Raw genomic sequence first — 12,957 nt, 5'->3', positions numbered from 1 at the left:
CAAAACTGAGTCCATAAATTACATTGAGATATATACTTCATTTGACATCCTAGTAATAGCATCTTACAATTCGGTCCTACTCCTCCGCCATCATGGATTACTGTTTCATTGGTAGGATTAATTCCTCCAACATGCTCTGTTAGTTCTTCTGTTTTTAGTTCACGTATAAATTTGTTCACTTGTATTCCTCCTTTTTTAATTTGCTAAATACATAAATTAACTTCTACAAAACTGAGTCCATAAATTACATTGAGATATATACTTCATTTGACATCCTAGTAATAGCATCTTACAATTCGGTCCTACTCCTCCGCCATCATGGATTACTGTTTCATTTGTAGGATTAATTCCTCCAACATGCTTTGTTAGCTCTTCTGTTTTTAGTTCACGTATAAATTTGTTCATCTGTATCCCTCACTTAAAGTTTTTTTATTACAGTAATTACAATAAATTACTATTTTTCAGATGTCAACACCAATATAAGAAATTTTAAGAATATTCAAATGTTCAGAATATAGGACTGATAGCGTTTTATAAAAAACGAAAATTAAATCAATATTTTTATAATTAAAAAGGGAATTTGATAGCAGTAGTTGAAAACAATGTAAATAAAACCATTTTAAGGAGATATATTTTATGTACTTTGCAAAAAAGATTATATTAATTTTTCTACAAATTATTTTAATTGCTTTAGGAATTGTTTTTCTTTGCTGTCTACCAAAATTGTTTTTGACTACATCTCAAAATAAAGGGGACTTAATTATATTAGAATTAAATTGGTTAGGGTATATTGACTATATAAAAAAAGTGATTCATTCCCTACTAGATCCATTTCATTTAACATATGAAATTTACGGGATTAAACGCTTATTACTACCCAATTTACTAGAGTCATATTTTTATACCTTAACTATTATAATTTCAGCTTTTTTTATTGCTGTATTTTTATCAATAGTTTTAGCGAATTTAACATTCTATTTACCAAAAAGAATCCAATCTATAATTTCAAAAAGTTTGAGCACCATAGAAGCTATACCTGACTTATTTTTAATAATATCTGTACAATTAATCATTATTTCAATATATAAAAATACAAATTGGCTTATTACTATCCCCTTTTCTACAATAACTAATAAAACATACTTTTTACCTATTGCAACTCTTTCAATTTTGCCAACGATTTATCTATTTAAGATAAATTTACTTAACTATAAAAATGAAATGTCAAATAGTTATATAGATCTAGCAATTGCTAAAGGATTGAAACATTTTTATATACTAAAACACCATGTTTTGCGTAATGCTTTAATTTCAATTTTTTATAATGCAAAATCTATCATGTTATTAATAATTTCCAATTCGATTATTCTTGAATTTTTATTTAATTCTTTTGGATTATTTAGATTTTTAATTAGCCATCAAAATCCTGAAATTATCTCCATTGGTATTCTGCTTTTGATGATTCCGTTATATTTTTTATTTGAAATCATAAAATTGATTATAGTAGAAAGAAGGCATTTATATGATAAGAAGATTATATAAAAACAAACAATTCTTAATAGGATTTTTAATTCTATTCAGCATTATTATCGCTAGCTATGTTTTTGAGTATTTCATTGAATATACTTCTAAAGATTTTAATATTCAATCTAAACCAACTGCCCCCTCTTTAACACACCCATTAGGTACTGGGGAATATGGAGTTGATGTTTTACAACAAGTTCTTATTTTTGCAAAAACACCAATTTTTTTTGCTTTAATCATCTGTATTTTTCGACTTACTTTTTCACTTTTATTTGGAGTATTACATGCTTATTTTTATACTTGGACCAAATATATTAATTGGGTGTTTGATATTTTCCAATTTACACCTACTGTATTGTTAGCAATTTTACTACTTAGTCCTACAATTTCAAGTATGGATAATATCCATGAAACTAAATGGATATGTTATACAATTGTAGTTCTTACTCTTATTGGCATACCAAATTTAACACAACTCATTAGTAATGAAGTTAGATTACTTCTACATCGTGAATACGTTTTAACATCGAAGCTACTTGGTGGACATACTTATCACATATATAAAGTTCATATTAAGCCCTATTTACTTCCTAAATTATTTATTTGGTTCCAACAACAAATACTGCAAATAATGATATTAATGATGCATTTAGCATTATTTGAAACAATTTCCTTAAATGTTGGAGGCAGCCTTTTATTAATTAATGACACAAGTCAAAAGCTAATAAATTATCCTTGGTTAGCGATGGGGCCTGTTATTTTCTTTACCATTGTTATTTTATCTATTAATGCCTTGCTATCAGGTTTACAAAGCACACTAAAAGGCAATGATGCATTTCACGAATCTTCTCTTCTACTAAATAAAATAGAGCAAGTAAAGCATGAGAAATGGAAGATATATTTACAAAAATTTAAACAATGGATTTCAATAAAATTATAATTAGTACATTAATATTTATTTTCCACTTAAAAAATGAGATATACCAAGATTAACACCTTAATTGTAAGCAAAAGAGAATAAAAAAGTATTAGAGATTATTGTTGAAAGTTCATAGGAGAATATAAATGTAATTAACCTTAGCCTAGAAAAATGCTTGTATATGAAAACATCAAGTTTTCAAAAAAAATCAAAGAAATAATGTACAGGATTTTAATCTTATAATACCTTTTCAAATTTGCGAGGCGGTGATGACCCCGGATCTGGTTTGGAGCAGCGGCCGGGATGGAAATCGTATCGAAGAGCTGCACGAATGCCTTTTGATCATTTATCGCCGATTCAAACAGCTGAATCCGTGAGACGTGTCAGAAAGCCAGCTTCGAGCCAAACCTATTCTGTAAAAATGATAATGCAGGGACTACCCTTCTATGGGCCAATGACGGCCTCAGAATCAGAAACATCCCAAAATTTTCATAATAGTCCCCCTTAATTAATGTTTTAACAAATATATTATTTACAAAAAAAGGTTTTGTTAAAACAAGGTGGCATTTCTATTAAAAAGTACTGCCACCATTCAAATTAAAGGAGTATAGTATGTGATTAAAAAATAGAAATCGATTTATGTTATAGTGAAAATATTGAATGCTAGTAATATAATTATTAAGTTATGTATTTATAGAAACTTAAGGGGTATGGTTATGGAGTTTATTACTTTTAAAGTAATTTGTATTTTTTTATTTTTAATGCTTATGACTTCAATTGAAGTTTTAGGATATGGAGTTCGACTTGTTGGGGCTAAATTAGCTTTAGTTGCATCGGCTTTTGCTATATATAATATTATGTCTTTAATTGCCCGATTTTCTAATATGTTTCAACAACCATTTACTGCTTCTTTGGTTGATAGTGCAGCAAAAAATGGTGGATTAGAATTACTAATTAAACAATTCAGATTTTTGTTATTAGGTTCTACGATGGGAGTACTACTCGGAGGATTATTAGTACCATTTTTTATGAAAGTTTTTTCTAAAGCGCTAATACCATTATCAAAAGATGGTTCGTTTTTAAACATGTTCAAATTAATAAATAGTACTAATTTGAAAAGAATGAAAAACTATTTTGTTTTAATAAATAAAAATAATCTAGAAGGGGTAAATTTTAGAAATATACCAATTAAATTATTTGTTATTAATACAATTGTTTCTGCCGTATTTACAGTAGGTGTTATGTCTGCATTGTATGCAACCCTACTAATTCCTGATTATGATAAAGCAGCGATGTCTTCATCCAATATTATTACTGGAGTAGCTACGATTCTATTAACACTGCTTATTGATCCTAAATTGTCTTTTTTAACTGATAAAGTTGTGCAAGACAATCATAATTATTGGGAACTAAAGAATTTCACATTCATGATATTAATTTCGAGATTTTTAGGTACATTAGTTGCTCAGATTATATTAGTTCCAGGTGCATATTATATAGCATGGTTTGCTAAATTTATTTCTTGAAAGTTCTATATGAGAACAGAATGGGCGGCGATTTCACATTAATCGTCGCCCATTAAAAAACAACAAAAAATCACTTATTTCATCAAAATAGAGTATTTTGATGAAATAAAAGTAAAAAAGATTACAAAATTCTATTTTTTATAGATATGGTGGATCAATATACGTATCGTTGTCGTACTTCTTAGACGAATGAATGGGTTCATCAAAAAGGAGTCTTCTTGGCTACAATGATAAAATTTAAATTTCTTAGGTTCATCTATTTTTTGTAATTCTTCATATAAATTAAATGCAATATTCACTACCTCTTTACTAACATTGGTGTCTGCTTTGATATGAGTTAGTTTAACTGCTTTCTCTACTAAACCTTTTCTTAATTTTAAAATAGTAATCACATCATTTTTCAAACGAAAATATTTAATTAAGGTTTTACACTTTCTCAATATTACAGTAACAAGTTTCTTATATAATTAAATTATTCTCTTTATTTATTTTATGTATCTGTTCCCTTTGAACCCTATAATAATTGTAGATTCCTACACTTGCTGTTTACATAAAATATACTTTTAACGAATAGTTATTTCTTTTTCACTTCTTCTACAAATTCCCATGTCTCTCCGTTATCTTTTGATTGATAAAGTGCACTACTATCGCCATTGTAGTCTCCATCTGCCCCTTGTCCAACTAACATATTAAAAACCCCCGCTCTCTCATATGGCATACTGGGAGAATCAAAAGGACTTATTGTGGACTGGGTATGATCTAATTAGGTAATAGAAAGGTTAAATTTAATAAAAAAGCGTTAAAGATATTTATCTTCAATACACTCTGCAATAATAAATTTTAAAACAACATATGAACTATAACGGATTTTAATTATGATATAATATAGCTAGTAACTGAAGGCGTGTGGTGGGAGGTTGCAGCCTTTCTTTCTCTTAATTTAGAGGGAAAGGAGGTGTAACCGATATGGAATTTTTACAACAATTATTACAGGACGCTACGAAACTATTCGTAACAGTGTTCATAACAACTTTTGCAACTGCTTGTGCTAACAAGTTAGTAGCAAAACGTAATAATAAAAGTAAAAGAACCACCCAGACGTCTGCCAAACGTAAGAAAGGTGGTTCAAAGAAAAAATAATTAAACTTTGCAATCTACCACCTAACGGCAGCAGTTACAAATTAGACGGGATGTTACCAGCATCTCGTCTTTTATTATTATGCACATAGTTAGTGAGTTAAAACCTTTAATAAAAGGTTTATCTCTACACTCTCATTATACATTTTATCTCATTGGAAAACAATATCATCTTGTTTGGTATTTTTTATTATGAAATAATGATTGATACTGCTTAATAACTTATTATTTTGGTGAACTTTTTTCAATTACTTCTTTCTTTTTATACATGTCTTTTAGTGTTTCCTCATTAATTTTTAAATCAGATTTATCAACTACCTTCTTCTATATACAGGATTGTCCTTTTTATCTTTTTATTCCCTTTATGATAAGTTGGGATGCATTGAGTTGGTAACTTGCACTACTTCAGCAAAATTATTTAATTCAAACTGATTCGAACACATCAGACATAAAGTAAAGTTTTAACAATTTCACTTTGTTCTGCAGTCGAAGGTAACAAGTGCACAATGTCACCAGCATGGCTTGGAGGATCTCTAGTTCTTCTATCTCTAAGTTTTGCTATTTTGTCGCTCAATAGACATATACATAGAATTTCATGGTAAAATAGTAAATATTTTTAAATAAGGGGATGGAGGGTTTTTAAGTGAAACTTAGAAATATTTTTATGTTTTGTTTTTTGTTTATATTTACATTAACTATTGTGACTGGTTGTAGTTCTTCACAAACTTCCACAACTGTAAAAAATGGAAAGGCATCTTCGTCTTCAAAGAATGTGGAAATTGAAGTTGAAAATGCTGAATACGTATTACCATTAAATGGGTCAATGGGAGGGATAAATAAAGATAAAGTATTGAAATTCAAAGTGAGTTTGAAAAATAAAGGGGATAAAATGTTAGAGATATCACCTTATCTCTTTACACTATATCAAGGTGATGAAAAAATGAAGAAATATGATAAGGCTGATTCAGATAAATTACGTTTAATAGAATTAGAACCTGGTAAAAAAACATCGGGGATTCTCTACTATGAAGTGAATAAAGCCTCATCATATGAGCTCGTTTATTCCAATGAAGAAACAAAAAAAAGAGACGAGGAAACAGAAAAAGTTTCTTTCAAAATTGATACGCAAGAAATAGAAAAGAATACAAAAGACTTAAACAAACCAGCTGAAGTTCTAAAAGCCTATATAAATGCTGTTTATTATGATAAAGATATAGACATAATTAATAAATTATCCGGTGAAGACGGAAAACAATTTACTCAAAATATACAACAAGAATTTAAAAAAGACGCAATGTCTAGTACGCATAATGGAATTAGTGATCAGGAATTTGAAAGTTATTACAAAAAGTTGAAATCTGTACTTCAGGAAAAAGTTACATTTAAAGTAAAATCAGTAGGTTCTTCTCCTGAGGAAGATAAAGTTGAAGTAGAATTAAAAGTGAAACCATTATTATTAAGTGAATTGCAACCAAAATTAAATAAGGAAAATGAAAGATTGCTAAAAGAAACTCCAGGAATCGAACAGTCCAAATTATTTAGCCAATCGTTTAGTTACTTCATATCTATTTTGCCAGAAGCAAAAGTTTCAGATAAAGAAAAAGTAATAAAGGTTGAGATGGAGAGATACGGAAAAGAACAATGGCGTTTTTCAAAAGATAAAGTAAATGATTCAGAGGACGTAATGGAAATAATGGGAGAATTTTTAAAACAATAGAAAGATATGAACGAAAACGAAGTTTGTAACAAACAAACTTCGTTTTTTCAATTTATATTAACTTACAACAACTATTAGAAGTTTCATATTAATTCCATCACTTATAATCTAAATTATTCCCCTTAAATTCATATTAATTTTATATATTTAATTCTACTATAATTGATTTTGTATGAGATTAGCTTGATAACAATGTGATGAAACCCCTATTTATCTAGAATTGAATATTAACTTCACTTTTAATTAGGTTTTGCTGAAAACTAAAAAAAGAGAGCATTTTATTTAGATCCCCTTTTCATTCAAAATTTAAAGTTTACTTGTTTTTTTGTTTTGAAATTACTAGATATAAAATTGTATATAGTATTGTTCCTACCATAACTATCAATAGAGCCATAAAAGAATCTAAAATAATATTAATCCACTCTTTATTTCGAACGTATTCGATAGTATCTTTATAATGGAAACAAACTTTTCGTTATGGTGAGTCTCAAAATATTAGTTTGATGAGTATAGAGTAATTTCGTCTAAAAGATTGTTTGTGGAAATAAAAACCCTAACCAAGATGTTATTGCCTAAACATATAATGTTTTAAAACCAATATAACACTGTAGGGTGTATGTTGGTTTTTTTCATTTTTTGTTACACTTCTTATTTTTGCTATTGTGGGCTATAAGTCATTAATCTGATGATTATAGGTTAGAATTCCTTTAGCGTAAGAAAAACCAACCTTCATCTTCCAGAAAATGTCTTAGAGTGGGTTTTATGTCATTTGGTTGGCGGGACCCCGATTAACAAAACAATAGCAACTAGTGCTTCATACATATCTATTAATTTAGATATCCTTTTATGTAATATTTGCCCTAAAACGAAAATCAGAGTCTTTTATAGCAATGAAGTTCATTTTTATCATTTTGGGAGCAACCGGTTCTGTTAATATGTTTTTCCAAATGATTTTTTATATATTTGGGTTCTCTTGATAACCTATAAAGATATTTTAACTAAACATTTCTTCTCTAGTATTAAAAAATGAATAGATATATGATTTCAACAAATCTCAAACACCTCTTAGTTTGTATAATATTGGTTACTTGAGATATTATCTAATGGCATAATCAACCCCCTATTCGCTTTTTCCCTTTATTTTGACCTTCTCCTGATAATTTCCATAGTTGCTTTACTTATTATTTTCAAGGGTTCTTTTGATTGGTACGTTAATGCGTAAATACTAGCACCTTCTATCATGCTAAAGAATAAATATGCATTTTCTTCTGCTGCCGTGCGGGACCAATTTGACTCAATAAATTTCTCTTTTAATATGTTTACAAGTGCATCATAAGCATCTCTACATGCCAAGCGGAGTTGTTCGCTCATATGCGAAGTTTCTAGGGAAATTAATGCTAATGGTATCCCATCATGTGTAGCCTTTGAATCAAATTTTAAAAATTGATTTAAAAATTCATCAAGAGCTTTTATTACATCATCATGCTGAGAGAATAATAATCTTAGGTGCTCAGTTGCAAGATCTTTTATTCTATTAATAGCCTCAATGGCTAATTGTTCTTTTCCCTTAGGAAAATAGTGATATATGGAGCCCTTTGGACAACCCGATTCTTTAATAATTTGATTTATACCTGTTGCATGGTAGCCTTGTTTTTGAAACAGTTTTGATGCTACTGCTAATATTTTTAACTTAGTTTCTTGTTTTTCCAATATTTATCTCCCCCTTTAATTATAACGAATGGTCTATATGCTATATTGAAAATAATGGAAAGTCAATAACGTGAACTTTCTTCTTAAAACAATTTACTTTTAATCATTAAAATTCTCCTTCTAAACGAAGTGAGATTGGTGGTAGTTCAAATAGTAGTATACCTCTAACATCACATAAACATTATATGTCGAATTTTACTTAACGTATATTTTCGTTAAAATGTGGGCGGTATCCATCGCTATCAAGTTAAGCCCATACAACGTCAATTATAGTTGACGTTGTTTTTTTTCTAAAGGCTACATGTGAGGGAAATTAAAGAGTTGCATACGAAATAAACCCTAAAGGGTTTCATTTTTTTTATTTAAGCCGCTTGATTAATAGAATACTCCCCGTTGATCCGTCTGGTCTAAATCTTTTAGAGAAAAATATCCTAAATCTCGAATACATAAATCTCCTGGGCGTAAGGTATCTAAACACTGTGTACCAAAGGTTTTATCATTATTTTTACCTGGTTCCATTTGAAAATTCAGGAATTTCCCGCTATGTAAATCATACTCTAGCTGAATCTTAATACCGGCTGTTTGTGCACATCCTCCTGAACCAGGATAAATAGGAGCCAAATCTCGTGCACCATACTTACTTTTACGTTTTACAAAACCTGTCTCTTGTGCAAGTTGTTGAAGAATATGTGGAGATAGATATCGCTGTAGTTCTTTAGCGAACAAATGAAACTCATCCTGAATCGATAGATTCATACAAAACGCCATCCTTTCTGTATATTTCTACAAAAAGAATAACGTCTATTTTACATAATGGATAGTGTAAAACTTTAGCTTTATGGCGATGCGTCAGCACTCCATAACCATCTATTTAACCGATAGATGGTTACTTTATTTCTACGTTCGAAATTATATGATTTTATTATCTCTACACATCAACACATATTACTTTTTTTGTTTATCTCGCCAAATGAACTAATTTTTATATTTTTCTATTATGATATTTAGTACAATATCAATAGGAGTGATAAATTGTGAAGTTTAAAAAATCAAAGATAATTCTAGGGGTCTTATTACTACTGATTCTCTCTACATTCTTAATGACGAAAGAGTCAAAAATTAAAGATTTTCCTGTGTTTATTTTTTCTAACCATGTTGAAGATGATAAGCCAGCAGATTATCAATATACTTTTGGATATTTACCTTTAATGTCTATAAGAGCTAAAGGGTGGAAAAAAACGCATGAAGAAGGAGCTACTACTGTATTTGAAAAAGAAAATAGAAAAGTTATTGTTATAAAGTTTCCTGGAGAAGACAATTTTTACTTATATGAACCGAAAAATAAATATTAATCAAAAAACCTTCAGGTTTACTGAAGGTTTTTTGATTAATGTTTATTAGGGGTACCGCCACATCGCTAACAAGCTAATATTTTAGAGTATCCCCAAAACAAAAATTTTATCTCATCACTGTTGTCTGTTTATAAGAATTCAGTTCATTTTTTTCGTTTTGGGGAACAATGAATTTTTTAAGTTGATGGGCATGGGGTCACCATACCATTTCGGGAAAATTGTACGCTAAGGCTAAATCCGTGTTTTGTTGGTTTGGAAAAAAATTTAATTAAAATCTTTTTATATATTTAACCATGATTCCTTATTTATATATAGCTAGTTTTTGTAATAGTTTCTCTTTTACAACCGGCCATTCGCTTGCAATAATACTATATACAACTGCATCTCGTACATAACCGTTTGGCAATTGTCTCTCGTTTCGCAATACACCTTCTTTTACAGCACCAAGCCTTTCAATTGCGCGCTGTGCTTTTTCATTTCGTAAATCAGTTTTTATTTGCACACGTAACATATGTAATTCTTCAAAAGCATATTGTAATAACATATACTTACACTCAGTATTTATACTTGTACGATGTACACTTGGATGATACCACGTTTGCCCAAGTTCAACCGTTTTGTTATCATTTGAAATACTGTACAAACGTGTACTACCTACAATTTCATTCGTTTTTTGATCTACAACAACAAATGGTAGATCAGTTTCCCCTTTAAAACCTTTTATTGCTACTTGAACATACTGCTCCATATCTTGATAACTATCCATTTTAGATATTAAATACGTCCATATTTCTTTATTTCCTTCCACAATGGTAAATAAACTTTTGACATCATTTACATGCATTAATCGTAACATGGCTCTATCATTTACTATTTTCATAAACTATTCTCCTTTTCTATAGATGCTCCAATAGTTGGCATTTCATAATCATTTTTTCAAATGATCCTTTAATTGGATATAAACCGGAGGATTGTCTACAAACTTAAAATCATTAAACACTTCCTTGCCCTTCTTAATATAATTTTCACGTAATTATATCTATTTCAAAAGGTCCACCATATATATATTTTCTTTAACTAGTGGTATGGTTTTACACACCATTCCTACAGGTTTTTTATAAACATCATAACTTTTGTTGGCTGTACCCCATCGCTATCAAGCTAAGAAAAGCAAATATCCCGAAACAAAAAAATGTACATATCCAGGAGAAAATGTACATTTTTTTGTTTAGAGTGTTATAAAATTCTTAAGTTGATGGGCATGGGGTACCGTCAGGAAAATGCGGATTTACAACGCTAAGCCCATTTTCAAGCCGATTCCCCCATTTTTAACGACGTTAAGAAAGTTTCAATGGTCTTAAAGAATCTAATGAGATCATTTTTTCTGAATTAAAATGGTATTCTCCAAGTAAATTAATATGTTCCCAACCTAGAGGAATCTTATTGGACGAGCAGTATTCATTTACCAGACTACCCTTCCTTAGAAAATGACATGCAGGTCGATGTTATTATTATAGGAGGAGGAATTACTGGCATTACTTCTGCCTATCTTTTAGTAAATGAAGGTCTAAAAGTCGCTGTCATAGAGGCAGACAAGTTATTAAATGGAACGACTGGACATACGACAGCTAAAATTACGGCTCAACATGACATGATTTATGACGAGCTTATCAGATATACTGGAAAAACTACCTCAAGATTGTATTATGAAGCAAACATAGATGCTTTAAAATTCATTCAAGCCACAATTAATAAACATCACATTGATTGCGATTTTATTCAACAAGATGCTTATTTGTATGCCACAACAGAAGAATATGCATTTAAGTTAGAAAAAGAAGCAGAAGCTTATAAAGAGCTTCGTATTGAAGGCGAACTTGTAAACAAACTTCCTATTGATTTAAAAATACATAATGCACTTGTTATGAGAAATCAAGCACAATTCCATCCCCTTAAGTATTTAGCTCATCTTTCAAATATAATTACAGAAAAAGATGGATACATCTTTGAAAATACCACAGCAGTAAATATAAAAACAGGCGAACAACCTGTAGTTTTTACCCGTGGAGGAGCTCAAATTGCAGGCAAGTATATTCTCTCTTGTTCTCATTTCCCTTTTTATGAAGGCGCAGGACTTTACTCTACAAGAATGCATGCAGACCGATCCTATATAATTGCCGCTAAGACAAAAACAGATTATCCAGGTGGTATGTATATTAGTGTAGATGAAGCAACCCGCTCCCTCCGTTCTACAACAATTAATGGAGAAAAATTTATTCTTATCTCTGGAGAAAGTCATAAAACGGGACAAGGCGGAGAAACACTAAAACATTATGAAGCACTAGAAATATTCGGGCAACAAGTTTTTGGCCTTGAAAATATCCCATATCGTTGGTCAGCACAAGATTTAATTACACTAGACAAGATTCCTTATATCGGTGAAATTACCTCCGATCAAAAAAATATATTAATTGCTACTGGATACAGAAAATGGGGTATGACAAACGGAACCGCAGCGGCGCTTTTATTTCGAAACATCATATTAAAAGAAAAGACCAAGTATCGGGAATTATATACTCCCTCTCGCTTCCACATGAATCCTAGTTTAAAGAATTTCTTAGTCGAAAATGCCAATGTTGTTGGACACTTAATTAAAGGAAAGTTAGAGATTCCTCAAAAATGTATTCGTGATTTATCTAACGATGAAGGAGCCGTCGTTGACATTGATGGACATAGAAAAGGAGCTTATAGAAACGCAGAAGGGAAACTTTATATTGTAGATACAACTTGTACTCATATCGGATGCGAAGTTGAATGGAACAATGGTGAACACTCTTGGGATTGCCCATGCCATGGTTCGCGATTCTCGTATACAGGAGAAGTACTTGAAGGGCCTGCTGAAAAACCATTGCAAAAATATGATTATAAAATGATAGATAATCTTACTTCAGAAGACTCTGGTTACTAACTAAATTTATGTAGCGGTTATGAAACTCGGGGGAAATTATTATTAAGATGGCAGCTTTAAAATTATAAAATCATGGAATAAATCCTCAAACAAATTATATGAAT

The 12,957-nt window shown here is 30.2% G+C and carries 10 protein-coding genes and 2 pseudogenes; 7 read left to right on the top strand and 5 right to left on the bottom strand.

Annotation, left to right across the window (positions count from 1 at the left end):
• Nucleotides 1-216: 216 nt before the first annotated feature.
• Entirely contained in the window at nucleotides 217-405 is a 189-nt protein-coding gene (locus AC3WVA_RS21110) for a hypothetical protein (protein WP_492322162.1), read from the bottom strand.
• Between the two features lie 231 nt (nucleotides 406-636).
• Here AC3WVA_RS21110 and AC3WVA_RS21105 point away from each other — a divergent pair, with 231 nt between their 5' ends.
• From AC3WVA_RS21105 to AC3WVA_RS21095, 3 genes are all read left to right on the top strand, one after another.
• Nucleotides 637-1,542, top strand: a complete 906-nt coding sequence (locus tag AC3WVA_RS21105) for an ABC transporter permease subunit (protein WP_098520975.1) — start codon at nucleotides 637-639, stop codon at nucleotides 1,540-1,542.
• Nucleotides 1,523-2,464 (top strand): ABC transporter permease, encoded by a 942-nt coding sequence (locus AC3WVA_RS21100; protein WP_492322161.1) that lies wholly within the window; start codon nucleotides 1,523-1,525, stop codon nucleotides 2,462-2,464. The genes AC3WVA_RS21105 and AC3WVA_RS21100 overlap by 20 nt, the downstream gene beginning before the upstream one ends.
• A gap of 695 nt (nucleotides 2,465-3,159) precedes the next feature.
• Nucleotides 3,160-3,969 carry a lipid II flippase family protein gene (locus tag AC3WVA_RS21095; RefSeq protein ID WP_097841937.1) on the top strand — a complete coding sequence of 270 codons (810 nt, stop codon included), beginning with the start codon at nucleotides 3,160-3,162 and terminating at the stop codon, nucleotides 3,967-3,969.
• 574 nt (nucleotides 3,970-4,543) lie between these two features.
• Here the strand turns inward: AC3WVA_RS21095 and AC3WVA_RS21090 are convergent.
• A pseudogene (locus tag AC3WVA_RS21090) lies at nucleotides 4,544-4,711 on the bottom strand (WD40/YVTN/BNR-like repeat-containing protein); the annotation flags it as partial.
• 224 nt (nucleotides 4,712-4,935) lie between these two features.
• On the opposite strand from AC3WVA_RS21090, the gene AC3WVA_RS21085 reads away from it, so the two are divergent.
• Nucleotides 4,936-5,109 (top strand): hypothetical protein, encoded by a 174-nt coding sequence (locus AC3WVA_RS21085; protein ID WP_000395068.1) that lies wholly within the window; start codon nucleotides 4,936-4,938, stop codon nucleotides 5,107-5,109.
• 640 nt (nucleotides 5,110-5,749) lie between these two features.
• Nucleotides 5,750-6,823 carry a DUF5105 domain-containing protein gene (locus AC3WVA_RS21080; RefSeq protein ID WP_492322160.1) on the top strand — a complete coding sequence of 358 codons (1,074 nt, stop codon included), beginning with the start codon at nucleotides 5,750-5,752 and terminating at the stop codon, nucleotides 6,821-6,823.
• 1,137 nt (nucleotides 6,824-7,960) lie between these two features.
• Here the strand turns inward: AC3WVA_RS21080 and AC3WVA_RS21075 are convergent.
• Complete coding sequence (locus AC3WVA_RS21075) at nucleotides 7,961-8,533, bottom strand: TetR/AcrR family transcriptional regulator (RefSeq protein WP_098520981.1); 573 nt, start codon at nucleotides 8,531-8,533, stop codon at nucleotides 7,961-7,963.
• A 378-nt stretch (nucleotides 8,534-8,911) separates the two neighbouring features.
• Nucleotides 8,912-9,289: pseudogene (locus tag AC3WVA_RS21070) on the bottom strand (transposase); the annotation flags it as partial.
• Between the two features lie 278 nt (nucleotides 9,290-9,567).
• Here AC3WVA_RS21070 and AC3WVA_RS21065 point away from each other — a divergent pair.
• On the top strand, nucleotides 9,568-9,885 hold the full coding sequence (locus AC3WVA_RS21065; RefSeq protein ID WP_341014098.1) for a hypothetical protein: 318 nt from the start codon (nucleotides 9,568-9,570) through the stop codon (nucleotides 9,883-9,885).
• A 301-nt stretch (nucleotides 9,886-10,186) separates the two neighbouring features.
• Here AC3WVA_RS21065 and AC3WVA_RS21060 read toward each other — a convergent pair whose 3' ends face one another.
• Nucleotides 10,187-10,765 (bottom strand): GNAT family N-acetyltransferase, encoded by a 579-nt coding sequence (locus tag AC3WVA_RS21060; protein ID WP_341014097.1) that lies wholly within the window; start codon nucleotides 10,763-10,765, stop codon nucleotides 10,187-10,189.
• Between the two features lie 612 nt (nucleotides 10,766-11,377).
• Between AC3WVA_RS21060 and AC3WVA_RS21055 the strand changes: the two genes are divergently transcribed.
• Nucleotides 11,378-12,853, top strand: a complete 1,476-nt coding sequence (locus tag AC3WVA_RS21055) for an FAD-dependent oxidoreductase (RefSeq protein WP_492322159.1) — start codon at nucleotides 11,378-11,380, stop codon at nucleotides 12,851-12,853.
• Nucleotides 12,854-12,957 lie beyond the last annotated feature (104 nt).

Source organism: Bacillus sp. EB106-04-02-XG92 (genome assembly GCF_058791995.1).
Note: the sequence above shows the minus strand (reverse complement) of the source record. Positions and strands in the feature narration are given on the sequence as shown.